A 24,315-nucleotide genomic window follows, 5' to 3' on the forward strand; every position below is an offset into this window, starting at 1 on the left:
GCGAAATCATCCGATGATTCAGCAACGCCGTATGTCGTTCGCGCAGCGTCTCGTAGAGAAGTGCGGGCTAGACCTACGCATCTATTGTTGGGTGGGTTTAATGCCCTGAAATTCTAACTATTTTGTTGGAACTAGGACTTACGTACTGTACAAAAAAACTGGATTATGTATATTGTGCGCGATCGCGTGGAAACAGCTTTTGCGATCGTACTAACCTAATTAAGAGGATTTTGCTCATGTCTAGACTAAACGTTCCACCCAATTTCATCGGCACTGGGGGTGCAGATACTTTAATCGGAGAACAGTTAAATGCATCACCCGCAATTGGTATTGATATTTTAACTGGAGGTTCCATTCGTACACTTTCAGGAATAGACACGATCACTGGCATCGCTACTGGCGATAACGGCCCTGAACAGAGCAGCGACGGTGCTTCTGGGACAGGCATCGCTAACAGTGGCAGTATTGATGCAGGAGATGGAAACGACGCGATCGCTGGCACAGGCAACGGCGGCAGTGGCAGTGGCGGTCTCAATAACAGTGGCAATGGTGCTTTTGGAACAGGCATTGCTAACAGTGGCGGTATTAATGCAGGAAATGGAAACGACACGATCACCGGCACCGCTACTGGCGGCACAGGTGGTTCGGGTTACTTCGGCGGCAATGGCGGTAATGCAATCGGCATCACTAACAGTGGCAGTATTAATGCAGGAGATGGAAACGATGCGATCGCCGGCACCGCTACTGGCGGCGAGAGTGGTGGGGGTTTCGTGGGCGGCAGTGGCGGTAATGCAATCGGCATCACTAACAGTAGCAGTATTAATACAGGCTCAGGAAAAGACACGATCACTGGCATAGGGAGGGGCAACGACGGCGGCAGAGACGGCGGCGGTGGCGGTACTGGAACTGGTATCACTAACAGTAAGGAACTGGATACCGGAGACGGAGATGACACGATCACTGGCACAGGTAGTGGCGGCAGCGGCGTTGTCGGCGACAGCGGCGGCAGCGGCGCTACTGGAATCGGCATCGCTAACAGTGGCAGTATTAATACAGGCTCAGGAAAAGACACGATCACTGGCACAGGTACTGGCGGCAACGGTGCCGATGGGTTTTACAGCGACGGCGGTGGCGGTACTGGAACTGGTATCACTAACAGTAAGGAACTGGATACCGGAGACGGAGAAGACACGATCACTGGCACAGGTACTGGCGGCATCGGCTATCGCGGTACTACTGCTGGAATCGGCATCCAAAACACTAAAGACGCCACCATTACTACAGGGTCGGGCAACGACACGATTATCGGTTATGGAAAAAGTTCTGAAAAAAACGCCACTAGCTATGGCATCTTCAACGATGGAGTCATTGAAACGGGCAAGAATTCTGACAAACTTACCGGACAGGCATCTTCAACAATTAGTGGTACTGCATACGGCATTTATGGACAAGGAATCATTAAGACTGGTGATGGGAATGACTCTCTGATCGCCGCCAGTATCCTAGATGGAGTTCAACAAAAAGTCTCTATCGGTGGCGGGATCAAGATTGATCTCGGCACTGGGAATGACTACTTGAAAGGATTTGGCGTTGCAAGTGTTGATGGTGGTAAAGGTTTTGACACCCTGGATTTAGGCGCTTTCAATCGCTCCCAACTGATTGTATCTGGTGTTACTTCTGGCAATACCCTTGAAAGTGCCAATATCAGTTTCAACAACAATGGAAACACGATTACTTTGTCTACGACTGGCTTTGAGAAATTTATCTTTGCAGATAGCTCTTTTGAGTACAGCACTTTGGCAAACGGGGCATGAGGAGTGTTAATTCCTCTATTTCGTGTTTTAACCCCTGAGTGTTTAATTGAGTTTACGTCGCCTTCCAGTTAAGTTGATCCGAACTTTTTGAGGTTCTGCCTTAGCTTGTTGCTCTTTATGTCTCAATTTCTTTTGTTTGACTAATAAGAGAAATTGAGCATAGCTAATTTTCAATATTTGTTTAGTACGGTGGAGATATTTGTAAATACAGGGTGGGTTACACCGGGAGCAACGCGAAAATGTGAGATCATCGCTTTTTGAAGCAGGGGGAGCAGGGAGAGTAAAGAGAGAATTTAGTAACATGCGCTACTATAAATACTTCAAAATACACTTAATTTATTTTTCCTCCCCTGCCTCCCCTGCTTGCCCACCTCACAAAATCGCATTGCTCCCGTTACACCTTCGTCGTAACCCACCATTGCTATCAAAGACTCTCGGCATAGATAATTTGGTGCATTAGCCTACCCTTCTCCTATCGGAGATGCTACGCGTAGCTTACTTAAGAGCAGGGGTACGGGAACGCTAAAAGCAAACAGCATAACACACCCGACAAAGATGCTTGGTATGATTTGGGTTTACGTGGCTTTTAATTCGGTACAGATACGGCCATAATTTACTCAAATTATCACTAAATTCTCTTATGCTGCCAGTTATTGAAAGCATTGTATTACGTCAAATGGCTTCGGGCGATCGCCTATCCTTACAACTTTACAAGTTCATTGGCGCTCAACCTGGTAAAAAGGTTTACATTCAATCGAATCTGCACGGTGCAGAAATCGCTGGTAATGCCGTTATTCACCAGCTAATTGAGTTTTTATTAACAATAAATGATACAGACTTAAGTGGAGAGATTTGGTTAGTTCCCGTTTGTAATCCAATGGGGACGAATGAACGCGCTCATCATTTTTCCCCTGGACGATATTGCGTTTATGAAGCCAAAGACTGGAATCGCATATTTTGGGACTACGAGAAAGAAGCTGATGATTTAGTAGCTTTTGCTAAATCTCAATTTGATATTTATCCAAAGGTCATTCGACAAAATTATCTAACTATAATTAAGCAACAATTTGCGAAAGTTCTAGAGAAAATTAATTCTCCTGCTGGTGTTCCTTACACTGAAGTTTTTGCCTACAAGCTACAAAATCTCAGTTTAGATGCAGATTACTTAATTGATTTACATAGTTCTACAAATCAAGCTTTAGACTACGTTTATTACTTCCAAAATCGAGAAGATAGTGCAAAATACTTCCTACTTGATTTCGGAATATTGCTTGATAAATATGATGGTGATGCTTTTGATGAAGCTTTTATCAAACCTTGGTTAGCACTAGAAGCTTGTTTTAAAGGGTTGGGTAGAGAAATAAAGTTTGATGTGGAAGCTTGGACATTGGAATTAGGCTCAGGAATGCAAATGAACCCTGATTCAGTCGCTAAAGGTGTACGGGGTGTAAAGAACTATTTAGTGCAAAAAGGTGTATTGCAAATTTTTAATTTATTGGATGATACAAAAACCAATGAAATGGCTTTTGCATCTAGCAGCAACCGGAAAAAATATTATGCGATCGCAGGTGGTATGATTCAATCCAGAATAGAATTAGGTACTAAAGTCAAAGCTGGAGAAAAGCTGTATCAAATTCTCAGTTTTAAGAAAGAAGGTCAACTACCTATTGTAATTGATGTCTGCGCTCAACATGATGGATTAGTTTATGATGTCGCAACTAATCAAGCTGTAAATGAAGGCGAGTTTGTACTGGGAATTGTTAGCTAGGGGATAGCAAATATATCAAGTGATTTTAACAATTCGCAATGGACTACGCCTTGCTACACTAACACAATTACGTTTTGTGATAGCGTTCGCCAAGCAGGTTTACCGGAGTAGATGTGGATATGGGCAATTGATCGCGTTTTGGGTTTTGTGGAGGTGCGATCGCTTTGTAGAAAATCAATTTAACTTCAACTACTTTGTTGCTGTTCCAACCAAGTTACTAAATCATCCATCTCAGACATTCTTAAGAGCGATCGACATAAAGCCTCTAATTGTTCAATTTTAAAACCTTGAACTTTTTGATAAATTGATTCATCAATCTTACCAAAACGTTCTTCTAGCAGAGACAGACATAAAGAAAAAGCTTCTTGTTGTTTCCCCTGTTCTTGTCCCTTCTGCAAAATATCTTGATAAATTACTGATTCTTGCATAGTATCCTCACTTAACAATTGACGAATCAAAGTTTTGTCAAATCGCAAACCAGCTAAAATTTCTGTATACCCGGCAATATTTTGTTTTGTCTCCCTATCTGAAATTGTAGCCACTTTTTCAGCAACCTGGGACAATAAACCTTGTGGGGAATCAGTACGACTCAGAGTAGCCAGAGGTAATAAATTTGCATTATTTAAGAATACACTCGAATCTTGCTCCCACATCCGTATGACTTGATAGCGGTGTACTGTCGTATCATCCACATATTCTTGGGTAAAAGCAATTTCATCGCTTGTTTCTTGCAAAAAGATGACTACCTGCATAACTGGACATTTATACTGACGCTTTAATCTCACGGAGTAATCTAGCATTCGGAAGGTAATTGCAGGGCTAGACTGTGTTAAAGTTTGAAACTCAATATGCAGAATCATGTTTTTAGTTTGAATAAAAGTCACAGAATCTGCACGAATTGGTTCCAAGCTTAATTCAGTTTTTAGCACCTTTATATTTGTCGATTCTTCAGCAATTAACCACCGAACAAAATCTGCTGGATATTTTTCTGCCAGCAGCTTACAAACATTATCAAAACTCACAATATTAATAGACCTAATATTATGATTACATTACAGCTATTTTCAGGTAAATAAACCGCACGTTAGTGGCGCAAGGCTTTGCGCCACTACAATAAGGGTGGTTCAAATACATGAAATAGCATTTTTAATTTCCAACACCTGTACAATATCAAACTCTACTAAACTTTGTACTTTGATAGGCACAGCATAGCTGTGCCTGTACCATTTATGTTTAGTCTCCCAAATAAATACCCATACCACGAGCAGTTTTAACTAAAGTACCATTGGGATCGACGGCGCTATATTGAGCGATCGCTTCGGTAATTGGTACACTTAATACTTGGCGATTTTGCCAAGTCACCATGCGATCGTATTTATCCTCTGCAATTAGATTAACTGCCGCAACACCAAAAGCAGTTGCAACTAATCTATCTAGTGGTGAAGCAGTTCCACCCCGTTGAATATGTCCTAAAACAGTGACTCGCGTTTCTACGCCAATGTGTTCAATAATTTTATCTGCTAAATACTCGCCAATTCCACCGTATCGAGATTGACCTAAGCGATTTGTAATTGTTACATTTTCCCCATCGTGGGTACGAACCGCTTCAGAAACAATTATTAAACAATAGTTCTTGCCTTTCTCTTGGCGTTCTTTAATTTTGTGGCAAATATGCTCAACTGTGTAAGGAATTTCGGGAATTAAAATTACATTTGCTCCCCCCGCAATTCCCGCAGCTATTGCTATGTGTCCAGCATCACGCCCCATTACTTCTAAAATCATGACTCGGCTATGACTTGCAGCAGTAAAATGCAACCTATCTAGTGCTTCTGTGGCAATATTGACTGCTGTATCAAAACCAATAGCGTGTTCAGTAACGCCAATATCGTTATCAATTGTTTTGGGAATACCTACTAGATTAATGCCTCCTTGTTGGGCGAGGCGGCGGAGAATTGCCAAGCTACCATCACCGCCAATACCAATTAAAGCGTCTAAACCTAGCTCATGATAACCTGCAATAATTTCTTCAGAGCGATCGCATAAACTTCCATCCGCCATTGGAAAAGCAAAAGGATCACCTTTATTAGTTGTCCCCAACATTGTGCCACCCGCAGTTAACAGCGAGTCAACTTGATCAACTTCCAATTTTGTAAATTGTGGAGGACGCGCCATTAATCCTAAAGTAGCTTGACGAATTCCCAAAACCTCCCAGCCGTAAGTATCCACAGCACAATTTACTACAGCCCTAATCACAGCATTTAAGCCAGAACAATCACCTCCACTAGTAAGAATTCCAATGCGTTTGGGTTCTCCCATATTTTTTATTGACATTTTGATCCAAATATATTGAGTAGTCAATGAAACTTAAGACATTAGCAGCAGATTAAACCTAAGCAAATACGCTTCTTTTAAATGCCAAAGTAATTTTATGTTTGTTTTGTATCTAAAAACAAAACAAAGTTATCTTAGCTGTAAAATATAGGTGTAGAGCCAGTAGTAGATTAAACCTCGGCAAAAGCAATCCCTAAAAATACCAGGGGAATTTTATGCTTGTTTTGTGTTTAAGAAAAAACCAAGTTATCCCAACTGTAAAATACGAGGGTGGAGCCAAAGGTGACTAGTATTGATAATTACAACTTCTCATTCCCAGGAGAAGTAACAATTCCACAGGCTCCTCCTGAATTCAAATCAGGTTTTATCGGCATTGTTGGTCGTCCTAATGTCGGTAAATCTACTTTAATGAATCAATTAGTAGGACAAAAAATTGCCATTACATCACCAGTAGCACAAACAACACGTAACCGTTTGCGCGGCATTTTAACTACATCAGAGGCGCAATTAATTTTTGTAGATACACCAGGAATTCATAAACCCCATCATCAATTGGGGGAAGTATTGGTGCAAAATGCCAAAATTGCTATTGAATCGGTAGATGTAATACTGTTTGTGGTAGATGGAGGAGTAGCTTGTGGATCAGGCGATCGCTATATTGCCGAATTGCTCAGTCGCAGCAAAACACCAGTCATTTTGGGCGTTAATAAAATCGACCAACAACCGTCCGATTCTCAGTTTCTAGATGATAGTTACGTTCAGATGGCCCAGTCCCATGAATGGGAAATCGTGAAATTTTCTGCTAAGACGAGTGCAGGATTACCGCAACTTCAAGAATTATTAATTGAACATTTAGAAATCGGCCCATTATATTATCCTCCAGACCTGGTAACTGACCAGCCCGAACGCTTTATCATGGGTGAATTAATCCGAGAACAAATTTTATTGTTGACTCGTGAAGAAGTACCCCATTCAGTAGCGATCGCTATTGACCTAGTAGAAGAAACTCCCAGCATTACCCGGATACTTGCTACCATTAACGTCGAGCGCGATTCTCAAAAAGGCATACTCATTGGCAAAAGTGGAGCAATGCTCAAAGCAATTGGTAGCGAAGCCCGCGAACAAATCCAAAAGTTAATTTCTGGTAAAGTTTACCTAGAATTATTTGTTAAAGTTCAGCCAAAATGGCGACAGTCGCGGATCAGTTTAGCAGAGTTAGGCTATCGCGTGGAAGAATAAATTAGTCATTGGTCATTGGTCAAAAAGGCAAAGGACAAAGGACAAAGGACAAATGACAAATGACAAATAACAAATGACTCTTAATAAATAAAAATGTCTTTAGATACTCGTTATCCCTTAAATTTACCCGCAAATGCTCCGCCGTTGCGCGTGTTAATTGTCGAAGATGATCCAATGATGCAACTGGGATTAGAGCAATCGTTAATGGCTCATCCTCAGTTAGAGATTGTTGGACAAGCAGAAGATGGTTATTTGGGAGTTCAAGCAGCACTGCAACTGAAACCTGATTTGGTGGTTATGGATATTGGGTTGCCGCGATTGGATGGCATTGCAGCAACACAGCAAATTAAGGCGGCGCTGCCAGCAACTCATGTGGTGATGCTGACATCTCATCAAACGGAGACAGAAATTATTGCAGCCCTCTCTAGCGGTGCAGATGCATATTGCATCAAAGGTGCAAGTGTGGAACGATTGTTAAGTGCGATCGCAGCCGCAGTTGATGGTGCAGCCTATCTTGATCCCCAAATTGCGCGGCGAGTAATTGATAATCTCAAACCACCCTCACCTACCACCAATACAGCCAATTTATCTGGACGCGAGTTAGAAGTGTTGAAACTGATGGTAGACGGCTTAAGTAACCCAGAGATTGCCGAAAAACTCTATCTCAGTCCTAACACCATTAAAACTCACGTCCGAGGCATTATGAATAAATTAGCAGTGGATGATCGCGTGCAAGCAGCAGTTGTAGCACTACGTTCTGGTTTGGTTTAGAAAACAAATGCAGCAAAATATAGAATATACAAATATTTACACTTTGAAAACCGAAAGGCGTGTACTTCAAATAAAATAAACAATATATTCTATAAGACTAATATTGGATTTCTGAAAAAACTCAGTACAGATCGAAAAGCTTAATTCCTTATTCCCTACTCCCCACTCCCCGCCCATGTAGATAATTTCAAAAATCAAATACGATTCCTATATATTGAAAAACTTATAGAACGAGGTTTGATGACTAAAGTTGGTCTAGAAAAAATTGAAGCTGCAAGACAAGATAACTCATGGAAGACGTTAGATGCGATCAAAAAATAGTGCCAAAGAAGCTTAACTCCTTTAGCACACTTTCTTTATAACCAAGGTTTTATCGTCTTATGGGCGGTTTTTAATTAAGATTACTTGGATAATTTGTATTGCTATCTCGCTAGAAACACCTAAAGCTTGATATAAATCATTTAAAAAGTTTTTTTCTTCTTCAGCTACAATACCTTCAGCTAGAACTAGATCGGTAGCTACTGCAAAGGCTGCTTCCCGCAAGTCTTGAGATAGAGAATCTTTGGCTGCATTAAATAAACTATTAAAATCATCCCCTTTGAGAATGCCCAAGATTTTCTCAAACAGCTTGTTCATCATCTCATAGGGATAACTTTTAAAAAGTTTCATCCGAGATAGCACAAAACTGATAGAATTTGCTTGCTCAAAAGAAAGATAACCGTCTGACGCTGTTGCTACCAAAACAATGACAGCAAAAGCCTCCTCTGGATTGAGTGCTGTTTGAGTTTGGCTTTCTGTGCCCAACACAGCGTCAAATAAACCCATTGTAGTAACTCCTTGGTTAGAGCCTCAAGAGCGTTACAATTACCTGTCTATTTGGTAGATTTACAGGCAAGAGTGCAACGCTATGAGACTTTCATGCTTTAGTATTCCCAGTATTTGTTTCTGGCGAACACTTGCACCCAATGGTTTTTGGCAATAACTACACTGCCATTTGTAAACTACTTAGCGTTCTTCTGCCTTTTCTATTGTTTCAATTACCGCCAAACCTATACCAGAAGCTGCTAATAACAGTACTACTGATATTAAATAGGCGTTGGTCAACATCCGTAGGGCTTCATCGAAAAAAATGTAGGTGGTCATTGCTTCACCTTTTAAAATTTGTGCTGCTAGTACTTTTTATTTCTCCACACACCGATAGGTGAATTTCGCCGAGAAACTGCTAGCAATTGCATCTTAACAAAACTTTAGCTGTTTCAGAACAACATTCAAACTTTTTATTTCTGAAGATTTGATGAACTTTAGAAAGCCTTGGTAAAAGAAATTACTGAGGTTGAGTTTAGAGCAAAAGTTGTGTCACCCTAATTTTACGTAAAGATAGCTGTTAAATTAGTCAACTAACTCACAAATAATCATGACAAGAAGTATCCACAAATTGCCTATTTTTGCAGACTATGTTGTGTAATCCAAAGGAAACACACAAAAAGATTCCCGATTTATTAGAGAAACCGAGAATCTGAGCCACAAATTAATAGGATTATTATGATCTCAGTGCATGTACGAAAGTCACTTAATTACAAATTCCGAGCTTTTACCTAAAAAAAGAAAATATCTAAAGTAAACAATGTTCAATTGTCGCTACAACTGATTCAGAAAGAGAGTCAAAGTCGTAACCACCTTCTAAGCCAAACAGAATTTTACGAGTTATCCCTAGACAATAATCAGTAAATAAAGCGTAGTCTTCTGGCTGCAAATTGATACTTGCCAAAGGATCTGCGGCATTGCCATCATAACCAGCACTCACAATCAGCAAATCCGCCTGAAAGTTAGCTAAAAAGGGTACTACCTGTCTTTCAAATAGTGGCTGATATACTGCAATATCACTACCAGGGGGTACAGGTAAATTTAATACATTATTATGAAAGCCGCGTTCTGTCGATCTTCCAGTACCGGGATAGCAGGGATACTGATGTAAGGAACAATAGGCGATGCTTGCTTGGGTTTCAACGATCGCCTGAGTACCATTACCGTGATGTACATCCCAATCGAGAATGGCGACGCGGTTAATTCCGGGTTGTTCGAGGGCAAATAATGCTGTGATCGCAGCATTAGAAAATAGGCAAAACCCCATCCCCGCATCACTTTCTGCATGATGTCCTGGGGGGCGTGCTAGTACAAAAGCTGGATTCGCCGACTTTAACACAGCCTCAACACCATCCAACCATGCACTGACTGCCAACAATGCTACATCATAACTACGCGGGGAAACTGGTGTATCTCCATCCAAAGGCCCGCCGCCACTAGAAGCGATTTGCCAAAGTTTTTTGATGTAGGCTGGGCTATGGGCCTTAACTAACATAGACATCAGTGATGGCTGTTCTGATGGTGGTGTAGGCGATCGCCAGTCAATTTGATCTGCGAATATAGCTGCTTTTAAGGCAGTAGCGATCGCAATTAAACGTTCTGGTCTTTCAGGATGGTATTTTCCAGTCTTGTGATCTAAAAATTCGTCAGAATAGATGACTGGCAGCATAGGACGAAAAAGGTTAACTGCAAGACAATGAATGCTATTGTATCGTTACTCATACAAACAGTTTTTCCTTGGTACTAGTTACTGTGTCAACCTAAGTTTGCTGAATTATATAACGTAGACGTAAACGCGAGAGCGTCTCTAAGAGTTGCGGCTTGTCGCAGGATACCGCAGAGGTACAATGTTGCGAAGCTTCCCAAAATATAGGTTCGTATCAAAAGTAAATATATCTTAAGAAGCATTTAAAGAAATAAATCCAGCAAATATACTGTTATGAGACATAAGATAATTTTAACTTTGATAAATTTTTTTTAATAAAATAAAAATCTCGGCAGGTTGGGCTTGCTCCAACCTTGTACTTTCGTCAGTAATGGAAAAATTTGATTGCTCTCTCATGATTGATAGATAAATTAGTAAATCAAGAAAACAAGTTTTGCAATACTTATTTACAAAGTGTCTACTTTTGCAATTAACCCGGTGCTTCCCTGCTCAATAGGGATTAAAGACTTGAGGAAGGCATGGGATGATTTGCTTCCCCTAGTTTTTTCCTTCACAGCTACGCTTCATAGTTATGTGAGTTGAGCAACATGAACGTAGATGGATTTAGCCAGCAGATAGAGAAATTGTACTCAGAGATACAGAGGCTATTGCAATACCATGCAACCCAGCCAAACTCACAAGAAAAGATAATAACAGAGGCTTTTGAGAAACTTTATACCGCAATGGAAGAACTATTGACAGCTTCCGAGGAGTTAAAGATAACACGAGCGGCATTAGAGAAAGAGCGCCAGCGTTACCAAGATTTATTTGAGTTCGCTCCAGATGGTTATTTGGTAACTAATGCTATAGGGACAATCCAAGAGGCTAACCATGCAGCAGCAACCTTGCTCGGTGTCCACCAACAGTATTTAGTAGGTAAACCATTAATTATCTTTATTGCTCAACAAGACCGCCAGTCCTTTAGGCTTCAGATGAAGAATTTCCAGCAGCTACTGAACTGGGAAATTAACTTACAACCACGGGGAGGAGAGCCTTTCCCAGCTATGATTAAGGCGTCTGGGGTGTACGACTTACAGAAGAAGCAGGTTGGCTGGCGTTGGCTGCTGTGCAACATCAGTGAGCGCAAACAAGCTGAAAAAATGTTGCATCAAGCTTACGAGGAGTTAGAAATACGAGTAGCAGAACGGACAGCAGAACTAGTAAAAACAAATCAGAAATTGCTAACTGAAATTACAGAGCGTAAACGAGTCGAATCACAACTGCTATACCTTGCGTTTCACGATGCACTGACGGGTTTGCCGAACCGCGTTGCATTTATAAACCGCCTAAGACGTGCAATCGATTATGCAAAACGGCATTCAGATTATCTATTTGCTGTACTATTTATCGACCTAGATCGCTTTAAGCTAATCAATGACAGTCTAGGACACATAAAAGGAGACCAATTTCTGCTTGCTATTGCAAATAAGCTAGAAATATGCATACGCTCCATAGATACAGTTGCACGCCTTGGGGGAGACGAATTTACCATCCTGCTTGAGGGAATCCAAGATGTGTCAGACGCCATCAAAGCGGTTGAGCGGATTCAACAGGAACTAGCGTTACCCTTTGAGCTTGACGGACAAGAAATGTTTGCAACGGCAAGTATTGGTATTGCGTTGAGTTCTACAGTAAAGTATGAACAGCCAGAAGAAGTTTTGAGGGATGCTGATACGGCAATGTACCGAGCTAAGGTACTGGGCAGAGCGCGTTATGAGCTATTCAACTCAGATATGTATGCTAATGTTCTGGCGAAATTGCAGTTAGAGTCCGAATTACGCCGAGCAATTGAACACCTTGAATTTCAAGTTTATTACCAACCGATCATTTCGCTCACAAAAGGTTCTATTTTAGGTTTTGAAGCTCTGTTGCGCTGGCAGCATCCAGAGCGTGGTTTGCTTAATCCAGCAGATTTTATTCCCCTTGCAGAAGAAAGTGGACTAATTTTCTCTATTGGCAGCTGGGTGTTGAATGAAGCCTGTCGCCAAATGCAAGCTTGGCAGATGTGTCATCATTCCAACTTGCTAGAGAAAATCAGTGTCAATCTCTCCCTCAAGCAATTTTCCCAGCCAAATTTGATTGAGCAGATTAGGCAAGTTTTGCGCTCAACTGGTCTTGATGCTGCTAATCTAATGCTAGAGATTACTGAAGGCGTAATTGTGGAAAATAACAATAAGACAACTGCCGCACTTTTACAACTTCGAGAGATGGGTATTGAGCTATCAATTGATGACTTTGGTACGGGCTATTCCTCATTAGGTCGTCTTTATAACTTTCCGATTAATGTGTTGAAGATTGACCGTTCTTTCATCAGCTTGATGAGCGTCAATAGTCAAAATTTAGAAATTATTGAAATAATTATCACATTGGCACACAAGCTAGGTGTGGATGTTCTAGCCGAAGGAGTAGAGACAAAAGAGCAATTAGCACTTTTAAGAAAGTTGAACTGTGAATATGCTCAGGGAAATTTTTTCTCTGTTCCATTAAATAGTTCAGCAGCAGAAGCATTAATTATGACAAATCCTCGTTGGTAAGGGTTATTTAAAAATAATTTTTATTCGTGTTTCAAACGGGTATATAGCGCAAAATCAAAGTGGGGGTTTGTTGCAATCTAGTTGTGTGAATGAGATTTTGACTCAAACAAAGCCACTTCATAGACGAATGCGAGTGCGTCTTTGCAGCAGAAGGAGAAGTGAACTACCCTGTAAAATTAGTCATAGCCTTCGTTACCGTAGTTACCAGCGATCGCCTAACATTAACAAGCTCTCTCGTTTTTCCTTTATCCCTTTCGTTCAATGACTCTCAACTTTCGCTAAATTGGAAAAAGGTAAACTTAAGGGAATTTTAAATGTCAGCACAATTGTTACTGGTGGATGATGAACCAGGGATACGGGAAGCCGTCAAAGACTATTTGCAAGAGAGCGGTTTCAGCGTTCAAGTCGCCAGTAACGCCCTTGAAGGTTGGGAATGGATGCAGATGAATACACCTGACTTAGTGATTTCTGATGTCATGATGCCTCAGGTGGATGGCTATCAGTTCCTAAAGCAATTGCGAGAAGACCCCCGCTTCCAAGCGCTACCAGTAGTATTTTTAACTGCTAAAGGTATGACAGGCGATCGCATCCAAGGGTATCATGCTGGTGTCGATGCCTATCTACCCAAACCCTTCGATCCAGATGAGTTAGTGGCTATAGTCGAAAATTTGCTAGCCCGCCGTGCCGCTAAGGCTTCAACTACAGGAGATGACGTTGAAACCCCTGATATTGCTGAACTAGCCAATCAGATTGCCCAAATTAAGGCATTGTTAACTCAAAGAAATGCTATTTCCCAATCACCAGCCCCTTTCAAAATTGATTTGACTCCTAGAGAACAAAGTGTTTTGAACTTGGTGGCTGAAGGGTTGATGAACAAAGAAATCGCCCGTCGCTTAGAAACTAGCGTCCGCAATGTAGAAAAATACGTCAGCCGTTTGTTCAGTAAAACTGGCACCAATAGCCGTACAGAGTTAGTTCGTTTCGCCCTAGAACACGGTCTTGCTAAATAGACAGTTTTTGAATTGGACATCAGGCGTTGGGCATGGGAAAGAGGACTTGGGGACAAGGGGAAACACTTGTTGCAAGTTCTGATTTAAGTCGCCTTGTTCCCTTGTCTCCCCTGCCCCCTGCCTCTTGTGGGTGATTGGCAATAGGTAACTGGCTGTGAAACCATAACCTATTACCAGTAATAGATAAAACATAAGTATTTCAGCAAATCAGGCACTTAGCTAAAGTAAAAAACTAAAAGTAAGGTTATTTATTTTCACTTTGGCCTTTTAGATTTTCATTGAATTCGCGCCTTTTGTCCAATTCCCCATCTGTAAAGACACAGAATTTTATTGTTCCTGCAATGTTTTTATAAAAACTCGGTAAAATGCACCCGACTGAATTTTCTCTTAGATTCTATCAGTATCCTTTGCTACAAATTTTTTAATAAAGAAACTGTTCCTGGGACTCTGTGCTGCTAAATAAGACTTTCACAAAGGAGAAATCACAATATTTTATGAATTCTACTTACTGCTTAGTTTTTATTGCAACGGGGCTATACGATCAACATTTGATTTGATGCCCAACTCATGTTTTTTCGCTACTTAAATTACACCTTTAAGGCTGGGGATTTTCAGCAGCATTACGCAAGCGCATTAACTGGCGTCGCATTTGAGGTGAGGCTTTAAACTCGGACACTTCCTGCGCTTTAACAGACGCTTGTAGTGTCTCTAGAAAGTCGTCAGAACCCTCGGTCAAGGCATCAAGTAATACCTGTAACAGTTGTTCGCGATCGCCCAATAGACTCTTTTCCTCAATCAACCGGAATTTGAGATGGATTTCGCACTCATAAACACCTACTTCGAGATTATTTATCTGGCGTGGTAATGCTTTGGAGTTCATAGCTATTGAGATTCCTTTACTTGGTGGTCATGAGGGTAAGGAGGTAGATGCCCAGCAAAATTCTTTATATCTTCTTTGAATCCAAAGTGCTTGAATTAAGAATTTTTCTTCATCAATTACCTTTGTATTCCATTTCAGTCTCCTGTGTTTTATTTTCAAGCTAGATTTTGATGTGACTGTGCCAGATATAGCTTATGGTAAACCATAACTATTATTCAGTTTTTAAGATTCTACACAATAAAGTTTCTGTAAGAAGTTGTCCGGTCTTTTTAAAGCTTTTTACATCAACTTTATATGAACGTCAAGAACAGTTTGACTTGTTACTTGAATTTTGGTGTTTATACGTAAGTAAAATCGCTTAATTTTTTTGAACTTATTAAAGCCAGAGGTCGATGTAGCACTATTCAGTAAAATTACTTGATGTACGTTTTTTGCAATAGAAAAATTTGCATAAATTGATGAGCAGAATAATTAAGGTAAAAACTTTTGTTCTCCATAAAAAAATTTACACAGATCAAATTATTCCTGGTGAGTGCTTGACTCTACTGGCTTTTAGGCTTCATGAGTACGAAAATCTTGGCAGTAGGTAAGATTAGCACACCACTTTGACTTGTTTGTATACGCCAAATAAAAATACTCTCACCAGTAATTTTTACAAAAAAATAATTGGACTACTGTCAGTACTCGCTACTAATTGTGTCTTCAACTCCTAACAGAAGTAGTAAGTTAATCAGTACAGGTGATATTTTTACTTATGCCCATTCAATATACCCTTTTGAAACTGAGTTCAAAGCTTGTAAATTGAGAGCATTCAAGCTTCAATATACCGTTTACAATAATTTCAGTGTAATCCACCCAAATCTTACACCCTTTTATGGATAACCCGATGCTGCTCAAGTCCACAACCCGGCATGTTCGCATTTTTGCAGGCGAAATTGACCGGGATGGCGAACTGATTCCCAGTGAACAGGTCTTAACCTTAGATATTGACCCAGATAACGAATTTAACTGGAACGAAGATGCGCTGCAAAAAGTTTATCGAAAATTTGATGAACTAGTAGAAGCATCTAGTGGCGCAGACCTTACAGACTATAACTTGCGCCGTGTTGGGTCAGACTTAGAACATTATCTGCGATCGCTCCTACAACTTGGCGAAATCAGCTACAATCTATCTGCCCGCGTTACCAACTACAGCATGGGAGTCCCCCAAGTCGCAATTGACGACAAACAATAAGCTAATGAGTTGGTAGCCATCTGGCTGAACCTTTCTGAACAATTCAGATCCATCTGAAATCTACGAAAAACCTAACATCCTAACCCTCTTCCCGCGTTGGGAAGGGGGAAAATTAATTTATGAAGCTTTGCGACCTTCCGAAAAAGAACCCAAAAACGAGATTACCAGATTTTTAAAGCCTCTTCATTAGTCAGCTAGTTTGAATAGTTCACTGATCTTAATTCTTAATTAAAGTTAATTCTTGCTATCCTACTTATAAACTAAATAAATACCAAGATTATCTGCCTCTTGATGATGGAGTACAGCAAAAGCTTGGGGCGCAGTTATGCTTGGGTTATGCTTTGGTAACAGGGTTGGAGTTAGTTGCTTTGGCGATGGAGAGTCACAGAGCAATAGAAGTTATGATGAGGCTGTATTGACTTAGGAGCGTATTCTTTGGATAAGTAAGTATTAGCACCTGCTGATATCCCCCAGCTAAAATCATCATCTAAAGTCTGGGTATGTCAAGTTTAAGAAAAATGAGCGGTCTAGATTGTCCCTAATAATGCTGTTAAAGAAATTGCCAATCGCTTCCCGGTGCGAAAACTATGGAAAATGACGCGGCAACGGTCTACTGTACAAATGAAAGTTGTCAGGCTGCCAACCCCCTGACTCACAAGTTTTGCCTGCGATGTTCCACGCCCCTAATCAAAAATTACCTTTGGGCTGTGGTAGATGGCCCGAGTGTAGGTAGCCCTGGAGAAATATTAGCCGATCGCTATTTAGTCCTTGATAAATTTCTTCTTTTAGATACGAAACCTGGTTTATTAGCTCTAACGTCTGAGTTAGATAATTTGCAGCCTCTAAAAGCTTACCTGAGACTGATTCCCTACCGTTTACACGTACCGCAGGTATATGGAGTGCTTTTTCTCGGTGACAGACCTTCCCATCAAGAAATATTACTTTTAGAAAAACCTCCATTATTAGTAGATGACAAAATCCAACAAGTGCAGTTGGCCAGTGAGTTAACCACCGCTTGGCGTGATGCAACATCGATGCGCCAACTCAATTGGTTATGGCAAATAGCTCATTTGTGGCAACCTCTTGCAAGTGAAGGTGTCGTCTCTAGCTTGCTTGACTCAAATGTATTACGGGTAGAAGGATCATTAGTCCGTTTGTTAGAATTGCGTTTCGACGGAGCAACATTCCCAGAATTGCCCCAATTAGGTCAATTTTGGCAGCAGTTGGTTAGTGGTGCAAAACCAGCCATAACTGAATTTGTGAATGAGGTTAGCCTTTCTTTAATTCAGGGAAAGATTAATTCAACCGATCAATTAATTGGAGTTTTAGATCGCGGACTGGCTGGGTTAGGGCGATCGCAAACACCTTCAATCAAAATTCTCACCAAAACCGATACCGGGCCAAGTCGCCAACGTAATGAAGATGCCTGTAGCCCACCCAGTGGAACTCTGGTCAGTAAACCACCCCAACCAACAGCCTTAGCAATTGTTTGTGATGGCATCGGTGGACACGAGGGGGGCAATGTTGCCTCAAATCTAGCCATCGAAACGATCCAGCAACAGGTACAGCAACTAACAAAAGTTCCCTACGACCACATAGACCCCTCACTGCTACTGAATGACCTAGAAAAGGCAGTGGCAATTGCTAATGATAAAATTAGTCAGCGCAATGACAGTGAAAATCGCCAAGGGCGTCAGAGGATGGGCACGACTTTAGTCATGGCATTGCCTGTTGCTCATGAAATGTACATTACCCACGTCGGTGATAGTCGTGCTTACTGGATTACCCGCCACGGTTGTTATCAAGTTACCCTGGACGATGATGTTGCCTCCCGCGAGGTGCGGCTAGGCTATGCCATTTACCGCGAGGCTATACAACAAAGTTCTGCTGGTTCTCTCGTTCAGGCTTTGGGCATGGGGTCTAGCACTTCGTTGCATCCCACATCGGCACGGTTTATGCTCGATGAAGATGCTGTTTTTCTGCTCACATCCGATGGTTTGAGTGATTTTGATCGGGTGGAGGAGTACTGGGAAACAGAAATCTTGCCGATTCTAGTTGGGGAAGCAAATATAGCAAATGTTGCGGATAGATTAGTTGAAATCGCTAACACTAAGAATGGACACGATAATGTCACCATCGCTTTAGTTCATTATCAAGTCCAATACTGGGAACCAGAAATTACGATTCAAGCCTTTATTCCAGAGAGTTCTTCTGCCAAAACTATCGATTTTTCATCCAGGGCGACAGACCCAACACTTTTAAGTAGCCCAAACCATAAAACTCAGGTGATTCCAGACACTGAGCCTGCTAAAAGGCGCAGTCTGCCGCTACAGTGGATTGTTCCATTAATATTTGTGGTAGCAGCAGGTACTTTAGGATTGTTCGTGAAGCAACTGCGATCGCCATTAGTTCCCTTAATTTCATCCACTCCCATACCAACTTTAAATCCTACCATCGAAGCAACACCCATACAGCGATCGCTAGCTAACCTTTCTCCTGGCTGGGTAATTAAAACTAACAATCAAATCACCTTGGGAAACAACCAATCACTTCCACCTGGAGCTTTTTTACAAGTTATCAACACAAAACCAAATCCTAAACCTGTTTCGGGAAATTTTTCAGTGTCTATGCGAGTCTGTGCTAATAAAAGCACACAAACTCCGGCTAACACTAATAATCCAGCAGTAACTTCTTCAGTGCCATCAAATTCAAAACCTTTGCCAGCAACAGTATTGCTAGACTTCTCCCAACTGAAACGCTTTGATGTCTCTGTTTTAGCAGAAGATGCACCAAGTCCATGTACATCTGTTACACAACCTCCAGTTACTCAACCACCTGACGACAGCAGTCCAACTTAGTCAAATAATCGATAAACTGGTAGAAACCTGGAATAATAACAGGTAATAATCAGTGTAAAAAATTTACAAGGTAAAAAGTAGAAAGTTTTCACCTTGGAGAATTCTTATTTGAAATTATTTATTTTAGTTTTTATTTTAATGAATCCATGCCATCCCTGAATTTGGCGATCGCCCGTCTCCGTAACACTGGCACTGACAACTTCGCTATTTGGGTGGTCAAAGCTCCCTATCCCAGTGGCTACGTTTTACGTGACTGTGTATGGCCTGATGAACTCAATCAAGTCTGGCAAGAATGGCAGCAACTGTTTGCTGGTCATAGTCACTTAGATATTTCCCCAAACTCAACATCTCAAAAGTCCAACCCATTCCCCCCAGATTGGATTTCACCTCCTTCAAGTCAACCCACAGGCCCCTACAGCAGTCGTTTGATGCAAAACTTGGGAATGAATTTATGGCGTTGGGTATTTGATGGGCAAATTCTTGGTAGTCTAGAACGCAGTCGTGGTATTGCTATGGGTGAGCATACACGTTTGCGTTTTCGCCTAGAAATCCGCGACCCGGATTTGATCGCTCTCCCTTGGGAAATTATGCAGCGTGAACCTGGTCAATCAGCTATGTCACTATCCCAAGATTTGCTATTTAGTCGCACCAGCAGCGAAGTTGACCCCTTACCGTATTTGCGAACTGATCAGGCTTTAAGTATTCTGCTGGTTTTAGGTCATGATGACAAGCTGCAACTAGAACAAGAAGCTGCTATCTTACAGCAAACTCTTGCAGATACATCTGTAGGTGGTAATTCCCAAAGATGTGCCCCTTGTATAGTGACTCAACTCCTACAACCAACTCCACAGGAGTTAATTCAAGAATTAGAAACCAGAGCATACAATGTTTTTTTCTACGCTGGACATGGTTTGCCAGGCCCAGACGGGGGCTTACTGTTTTTGCGACCAGATATGCCCCTAAATGGGATAGAATTGGCGCAAGTATTGACCCGTACAGGTGTGAAATTAGCAGTTTTTAACGCCTGTTGGGGCGCACAACCAGCTGCTATCAATCATCAAGCTATCCCTGCCAGCAGTTTAGCAGAAGTATTGATTCGTCATGGTGTGCCTGCGGTTTTGGCGATGCGCGATGAAATCGCAGATCATGAAAGCCACAGTTTTATTCAAGCCTTTACCGAAGCTTTGCGATCGCACAAACCAATTGATGAAGCCGTAGCCCAGGCTAGGCAAGAATTGTTAACACTGTATAAATTTAATCAACCCGCTTGGACTTTGCCTGTTCTCTACCTGCATCCAGATTTTAATGGCGAACTCATTAAGAATCTGGATGAAGGTATTACTGAATTACCAGATACAGCCATTCCTGATATCGGTTCCCCGCTTCCGGCTGCTTCGTTGCGATCGCTTGCGCCCAAAGGTAAAACCTGGTTCCTGCGTTATGGAGTCACCCGTATCGGTCGCACACAAGACAATGATATTGTTATCCCTGAACCATCAGTATCCAAACGCCATGCCGAAATTTTCTGCCGTAATACTCTTACTGATGCTACATTAGTGCGAAGTTATTACTTGCAAGATTTTTCCACCTACGGGACAACTTGGTTTTTAGGGCCTAATGGTTGGCAACAAATCCTCCGAGAGGAAGTCCCATTGAAATCGGGAATGCAGTTAAAGTTTGGAAGTGCTAGATCTGAAACCTGGGAGTTTATTATTGAAGACTCGTAGCATAGCTATTGCAGAAATAAATTTTAGTCTTTAGCATCAACCTTTAAAATCTATTTTTACTATAGAAAAATTCAACTGTTTTTGCGGAAATCTATTCTGAGGGATTGTAGCTGTAAATACCACCAAATAATAATTGTGAGGCAATGAAACATGGCTAATAAAATTAACGGCTCAGAGACTTTCTCTTCTTTGCCAGATCAAATAGATTTAGAATTATTAGAAGCGTTACTAGAACCAGATGATGCTACCTATCCCTGGAATCCAGGTGATGAAGAATCAGAAGCTTATTTTGACGAATTAGAACAACAGTTCGGAATGCAAGATTTGCTTGAGGAAGAACTAACAACGCGATCGCAGGATTTTTATAGCCATTTAGACACACTTTGGTCTGGTATCTCTCAAAAGTCAGACAATAATCACAATCACCAACAAGCACAAGTACTTAATCTTCAACAGACATTATCTAGTACTTTTGCCGCTTGTGTCCCCCAAGCATTGCTCAACACCATCGCTACCAAAGCTGCTGAAATTCTTGCTGCCCAGCAATCAATCGGTGAACAACTGGTTGAGTGTGTTCAGACAGTACTACCAAATTGGGGAACAGAGGATCTTTTAGTTTTGGCTCGTCCTTTTACTTACGCTATGCGAAGCAGCGAATCGCAAAACGCGGCATCTGCACTCAATAATCTTCAAAATAACGAGTGGACGGCTTTATCAGAAGTAGAGAAAGCAAAAGTTACTTTAGCGATCGCTTCTTATGCTTTTAATGAACTCAACAAGTCTGAGTATGAAGCATAACTTGAATGCACTCTCTCTTTTTTCTACATAAATTTCCAATGCAAGCAGATTTATCTGCTGATAACACTTGTGTAGCGATTTATTTTAAGCATTCACTAATTTCCACTATTTTTATATAGTGAGCCTAAAGTAACTTCACAATAAACTGATTATAACATTAGTCCATCTATCACAAGACATAAATATTCAAAAGTAATTGGCCAAACAGGGCATTGATTATTAATTCTTCTCCCCTTGCCTCCCCTGCCCCATCCCTTATTTTGGCCCAAGAAATCTGGTAGCAAAATTTTGCGATCGCGTCGGTGATAGCGCTCGTGCCTTGAGAATTGCTGCCATCAAAAAGGCGTAAGATAACACCCCAACAACTACTAACAGCAAGGCATTGATTGATCCCGTAGCATTCCACAAAGCATGAAGCGCAGCAGCACTAAGATAACCAATAGAGAGAATTTGCCAACTTCTACTGGGTTTTAGGACAGCCAACCCAATAAAATAACCCAGATAGCCACTATAAGCCATGTGTCCTGCTACAGACCCTAAAATTCGCGGAATTAGCAGTTGTAAACCCGCCAGTTGACCAGCAGCGCCTATACCAACCTGTTGCGTGACATTCTGAGTAATATCTGGCACATATTGTCCGAGAGTTTCCAAGAGAGTAAAGCCTACAGCAGAAGCTGTTCCCAGGAGAATACCATCTAGAGGTTCCCAGATGCCTACGCGTTCCCGCCAAGGTGAAGATAATATTCTGCCGATGGCAAACGCCCCTAGTACAGGCAATGCCTTGAGTAATTCTTCCATCAAGCCAGCGCCAAAAAACATCCGCACCAGCAACTCTGTAAAGGTTATAGATTCTTGGGATGAGGGCAAGTTTCCAGGCAGGACGGTGCGAAATACGAAGATAAATAAATCCAACAACGGACTAAGCAAAATCAGCATTGTACCCAGTGCCGCAGCCATTAGCACCCACCAAGGCTTCTGTTTACCGCAAAGTTGGTAAACAAAATAGTAGGCAGCAAAGGCGATGTAAGTAGCTACAATCACCTGATTTGCTTGGGGCTGACCAACTGTAGCAAACATTAACACTACAAAGATTACAGTCAGGATTCCCGGTACGAGGTAAGCTTTACGAGTTAAATCTTTACCAGTGGAAATAATCGGAAAAAGCTGGGTGAAGCTAACAGAATCTGGCTGCTTTAATTGCGTGTGGCCGTGGTGATTTGTCGCCGAAGGTAATGGTGTAACTTGGTTAACTGTTGTGGCCGGGGTGAGTAGGGTATACTCGTATTCAAAAACGTATTGCGGCCCATCAGCACCTAGAGAAATGCGATCGCCTGGGTGCAATTCCTGACATTCATACAAGCGTTGTCCATTCAAATAAGTACCATTTGCACTATTTAAATCACAAAGCACCCAGCTGAATTTGCTATCTGGTGATACAGAGAGGGGACGAACCACTGCATGACGACGAGATACCATTCGGTACATCATGGCATCCAAGACAACTTGGCAGCTAGGGTCGCGTCCAATTACCATCTCTTTACTGGGGGGCAGGGAATAGCGAGATTCTGATCCCAAAGCTGCCCCATTACCAGACACTAGCCGCAGAAATGCATTATGTCTTGCGTGTTTGCCTGTCATCGATAAGAAGTGCGTTTCTAAACTAATTCTTCACATAATTTGGCAGCAGGACTAACCTTAGCCACATTAACAGCAGCATTGCTAAATCCACTATAGCTTCACTTCCTGCTAAGAAATTTAAATTTTATAGATGCAAAATTTCAAATTGTTTTACCTAATGTAAATTAAGTATTCCATTTGCTCTTGAGTTTATCCTAAAACTGGTTTGTTAGGCGAATAAATCAGATTGTATGGGTGGTATACTCTTGACATCCTAACTGCAAATTAAACCCACGGCAATTTATTAAAAAACAGTATTTTTTACTGCATTTTGTTCTATTTCAAAAATATATAATTTTCAGTGGTATTTTGTGAGCCAGTATGGTTTTCTGACAAAGGGAGAGGCTAGCACCGCAAGGCGGAAGTCAAAAGTCAAAAGTTAAAAGTCAAAAACAATACAGCGTAAGCGTTTTGTTGATTTGGAATGGTTTTGGTATCTTGCCTCAAACAACTGTAGCCAATTCTGGGTGTTCAATCTTAGTTCCAAGTACTGTGAGGAATTCTGCCAACCAATGGGGGTGAGCAGGCCAAGCTGGTGCTGTCACCAAGTTACCATCAACTATTGCTTGATCAACAGGGATATCGACATAAATCCCTCCAGCACTCTTGACATCTGGGCTACAAGCAGGGTAGCCAGTACATCTTTTGCCTTGCAGTACATTAGCAGCCGCCAATAACTGCAAGCCGTGGCAGATGGCAGCAATCGGTTTATTGGCTTGGGCAAAGTGACGGGTGATTTCTAGTACCTGCTGATTCAGGCGGATATATTCTGGTGCGCGTCCTCCGGGAATCACTAAAGCATCGTAGGTTGCAGCTTCTACTTCTGCAAAGGTGGCATTTAAAGTGAAGTTATGACCGGGTTTTTCACTGTAAGTTTGATCTCCTTCAAAATCGTGAACTGCTGTCCGTACCTTGTCACCAGCTTTTTTGTCTGGGCAAACTGCATGGACAGTGTGTCCCACCATTTGCAACGCCTGGAAAGGAACCATTACTTCATAGTCTTCTACGTAGTCCCCAACCAGCATCAAAAGTTTCTTTGTAGCCATATTTTTTTACCCTCACCTACTAGTGAATAGTTAATAATGGTTTATTAAGTAAATATTAA

Annotated in this window: 18 protein-coding genes; 10 read left to right on the forward strand and 8 right to left on the reverse strand. The window is 41.5% G+C overall.

Annotation, left to right across the window (positions count from 1 at the left end):
- The first annotated feature begins 236 nt into the window (after window positions 1–236).
- Both RMY00_RS23190 and RMY00_RS23195 read left to right on the forward strand, forming a co-directional pair.
- On the forward strand, window positions 237–1,814 hold the full coding sequence (locus tag RMY00_RS23190; RefSeq protein WP_322649792.1) for a hypothetical protein: 1,578 nt from the start codon (window positions 237–239) through the stop codon (window positions 1,812–1,814).
- Between the two features lie 640 nt (window positions 1,815–2,454).
- Window positions 2,455–3,582 carry a succinylglutamate desuccinylase/aspartoacylase family protein gene (locus tag RMY00_RS23195; protein ID WP_322649793.1) on the forward strand — a complete coding sequence of 376 codons (1,128 nt, stop codon included), beginning with the start codon at window positions 2,455–2,457 and terminating at the stop codon, window positions 3,580–3,582.
- A 185-nt stretch (window positions 3,583–3,767) separates the two neighbouring features.
- Here the strand turns inward: RMY00_RS23195 and RMY00_RS23200 are convergent, their stop codons facing one another.
- Window positions 3,768–4,604, reverse strand: coding sequence for a DUF4351 domain-containing protein (locus RMY00_RS23200; protein WP_322649794.1), 837 nt, complete (start codon window positions 4,602–4,604; stop codon window positions 3,768–3,770).
- Between the two features lie 211 nt (window positions 4,605–4,815).
- Window positions 4,816–5,898, reverse strand: a complete 1,083-nt coding sequence (locus tag RMY00_RS23205) for an ATP-dependent 6-phosphofructokinase (protein ID WP_100900632.1) — start codon at window positions 5,896–5,898, stop codon at window positions 4,816–4,818.
- Window positions 5,899–6,195: 297 nt separating this feature from the next.
- Between RMY00_RS23205 and era the strand changes: the two genes are divergently transcribed.
- Both era and RMY00_RS23215 read left to right on the forward strand, forming a co-directional pair.
- The gene (era, locus tag RMY00_RS23210; RefSeq protein ID WP_322649795.1) at window positions 6,196–7,152 is read left to right on the forward strand and encodes a GTPase Era; all 957 of its coding nucleotides are present in this window, start codon (window positions 6,196–6,198) and stop codon (window positions 7,150–7,152) included.
- A 93-nt stretch (window positions 7,153–7,245) separates the two neighbouring features.
- Window positions 7,246–7,923 (forward strand): response regulator, encoded by a 678-nt coding sequence (locus RMY00_RS23215; RefSeq protein ID WP_109008954.1) that lies wholly within the window; start codon window positions 7,246–7,248, stop codon window positions 7,921–7,923.
- A 378-nt stretch (window positions 7,924–8,301) separates the two neighbouring features.
- Here the strand turns inward: RMY00_RS23215 and RMY00_RS23220 are convergent, their stop codons facing one another.
- From RMY00_RS23220 to RMY00_RS23230, 3 genes are all read right to left on the reverse strand, one after another.
- Window positions 8,302–8,748, reverse strand: a complete 447-nt coding sequence (locus RMY00_RS23220) for a tellurite resistance TerB family protein (RefSeq protein WP_322649796.1) — start codon at window positions 8,746–8,748, stop codon at window positions 8,302–8,304.
- Between the two features lie 180 nt (window positions 8,749–8,928).
- Window positions 8,929–9,066 (reverse strand): hypothetical protein, encoded by a 138-nt coding sequence (locus RMY00_RS23225; protein WP_322649797.1) that lies wholly within the window; start codon window positions 9,064–9,066, stop codon window positions 8,929–8,931.
- Window positions 9,067–9,535: 469 nt separating this feature from the next.
- Window positions 9,536–10,456 carry a histone deacetylase gene (locus tag RMY00_RS23230; RefSeq protein WP_322649798.1) on the reverse strand — a complete coding sequence of 307 codons (921 nt, stop codon included), beginning with the start codon at window positions 10,454–10,456 and terminating at the stop codon, window positions 9,536–9,538.
- Window positions 10,457–11,040: 584 nt separating this feature from the next.
- On the opposite strand from RMY00_RS23230, the gene RMY00_RS23235 reads away from it, so the two are divergent.
- Both RMY00_RS23235 and RMY00_RS23240 read left to right on the forward strand, forming a co-directional pair.
- Window positions 11,041–13,026, forward strand: a complete 1,986-nt coding sequence (locus tag RMY00_RS23235; RefSeq protein WP_322649799.1) for an EAL and GGDEF domain-containing protein — start codon at window positions 11,041–11,043, stop codon at window positions 13,024–13,026.
- 314 nt (window positions 13,027–13,340) lie between these two features.
- Window positions 13,341–14,036, forward strand: a complete 696-nt coding sequence (locus RMY00_RS23240) for a response regulator transcription factor (protein ID WP_100900763.1) — start codon at window positions 13,341–13,343, stop codon at window positions 14,034–14,036.
- Between the two features lie 595 nt (window positions 14,037–14,631).
- Here the strand turns inward: RMY00_RS23240 and RMY00_RS23245 are convergent.
- Window positions 14,632–14,916 carry an Npun_R1517 family heterocyst differentiation transcriptional regulator gene (locus RMY00_RS23245; protein ID WP_118166493.1) on the reverse strand — a complete coding sequence of 95 codons (285 nt, stop codon included), beginning with the start codon at window positions 14,914–14,916 and terminating at the stop codon, window positions 14,632–14,634.
- 874 nt (window positions 14,917–15,790) lie between these two features.
- Here RMY00_RS23245 and RMY00_RS23250 point away from each other — a divergent pair.
- The 4 genes from RMY00_RS23250 (at window position 15,791) to RMY00_RS23265 (ending at window position 21,533) form a co-directional block, all read left to right on the forward strand.
- On the forward strand, window positions 15,791–16,150 hold the full coding sequence (locus RMY00_RS23250; RefSeq protein ID WP_100900765.1) for an NAD(P)H-quinone oxidoreductase subunit M: 360 nt from the start codon (window positions 15,791–15,793) through the stop codon (window positions 16,148–16,150).
- A gap of 587 nt (window positions 16,151–16,737) precedes the next feature.
- A complete protein-coding gene (locus tag RMY00_RS23255; protein ID WP_322649800.1) occupies window positions 16,738–19,008 on the forward strand; it encodes a PP2C family protein-serine/threonine phosphatase in 2,271 nt (756 codons plus the stop codon).
- A 146-nt stretch (window positions 19,009–19,154) separates the two neighbouring features.
- Window positions 19,155–20,735 carry a CHAT domain-containing protein gene (locus RMY00_RS23260; RefSeq protein WP_322649801.1) on the forward strand — a complete coding sequence of 527 codons (1,581 nt, stop codon included), beginning with the start codon at window positions 19,155–19,157 and terminating at the stop codon, window positions 20,733–20,735.
- Window positions 20,736–20,885: 150 nt separating this feature from the next.
- A complete protein-coding gene (locus RMY00_RS23265; protein WP_322649802.1) occupies window positions 20,886–21,533 on the forward strand; it encodes a hypothetical protein in 648 nt (215 codons plus the stop codon).
- 255 nt (window positions 21,534–21,788) lie between these two features.
- Here the strand turns inward: RMY00_RS23265 and RMY00_RS23270 are convergent, their stop codons facing one another.
- Complete coding sequence (locus tag RMY00_RS23270; RefSeq protein WP_322649803.1) at window positions 21,789–23,171, reverse strand: PrsW family glutamic-type intramembrane protease; 1,383 nt, start codon at window positions 23,169–23,171, stop codon at window positions 21,789–21,791.
- 482 nt (window positions 23,172–23,653) lie between these two features.
- Window positions 23,654–24,256: a DJ-1/PfpI family protein gene (locus tag RMY00_RS23275; protein ID WP_322649804.1), complete on the reverse strand. Its 603-nt coding sequence runs from the start codon at window positions 24,254–24,256 to the stop codon at window positions 23,654–23,656.
- Window positions 24,257–24,315 lie beyond the last annotated feature (59 nt).

It is taken from the genome of Nostoc sp. ChiVER01, from assembly GCF_034531155.1.
Taxonomy (GTDB): Bacteria; Cyanobacteriota; Cyanobacteriia; order Cyanobacteriales; family Nostocaceae; genus Nostoc.

What these genes read in the sequence shown, in the direction of transcription:
- RMY00_RS23190 (WP_322649792.1), top strand. Translation starts at nt 237, where the DNA reads ATGTCTAGACTAAACGTTCCACCCAATTTCATCGGCACTGGGGGTGCA.
- RMY00_RS23195 (WP_322649793.1), top strand. Translation starts at nt 2,455, where the DNA reads ATGCTGCCAGTTATTGAAAGCATTGTATTACGTCAAATGGCTTCGGGC.
- RMY00_RS23205 (WP_100900632.1), bottom strand. Translation starts at nt 5,898, where the DNA reads ATGGGAGAACCCAAACGCATTGGAATTCTTACTAGTGGAGGTGATTGT.
- RMY00_RS23215 (WP_109008954.1), top strand. Translation starts at nt 7,246, where the DNA reads ATGTCTTTAGATACTCGTTATCCCTTAAATTTACCCGCAAATGCTCCG.
- RMY00_RS23220 (WP_322649796.1), bottom strand. Translation starts at nt 8,748, where the DNA reads ATGGGTTTATTTGACGCTGTGTTGGGCACAGAAAGCCAAACTCAAACA.
- RMY00_RS23225 (WP_322649797.1), bottom strand. Translation starts at nt 9,066, where the DNA reads ATGACCACCTACATTTTTTTCGATGAAGCCCTACGGATGTTGACCAAC.
- RMY00_RS23230 (WP_322649798.1), bottom strand. Translation starts at nt 10,456, where the DNA reads ATGCTGCCAGTCATCTATTCTGACGAATTTTTAGATCACAAGACTGGA.
- RMY00_RS23235 (WP_322649799.1), top strand. Translation starts at nt 11,041, where the DNA reads ATGAACGTAGATGGATTTAGCCAGCAGATAGAGAAATTGTACTCAGAG.
- RMY00_RS23240 (WP_100900763.1), top strand. Translation starts at nt 13,341, where the DNA reads ATGTCAGCACAATTGTTACTGGTGGATGATGAACCAGGGATACGGGAA.
- RMY00_RS23245 (WP_118166493.1), bottom strand. Translation starts at nt 14,916, where the DNA reads ATGAACTCCAAAGCATTACCACGCCAGATAAATAATCTCGAAGTAGGT.
- RMY00_RS23250 (WP_100900765.1), top strand. Translation starts at nt 15,791, where the DNA reads ATGGATAACCCGATGCTGCTCAAGTCCACAACCCGGCATGTTCGCATT.
- RMY00_RS23255 (WP_322649800.1), top strand. Translation starts at nt 16,738, where the DNA reads ATGGAAAATGACGCGGCAACGGTCTACTGTACAAATGAAAGTTGTCAG.
- RMY00_RS23260 (WP_322649801.1), top strand. Translation starts at nt 19,155, where the DNA reads ATGCCATCCCTGAATTTGGCGATCGCCCGTCTCCGTAACACTGGCACT.
- RMY00_RS23265 (WP_322649802.1), top strand. Translation starts at nt 20,886, where the DNA reads ATGGCTAATAAAATTAACGGCTCAGAGACTTTCTCTTCTTTGCCAGAT.
- RMY00_RS23270 (WP_322649803.1), bottom strand. Translation starts at nt 23,171, where the DNA reads ATGACAGGCAAACACGCAAGACATAATGCATTTCTGCGGCTAGTGTCT.
- RMY00_RS23275 (WP_322649804.1), bottom strand. Translation starts at nt 24,256, where the DNA reads ATGGCTACAAAGAAACTTTTGATGCTGGTTGGGGACTACGTAGAAGAC.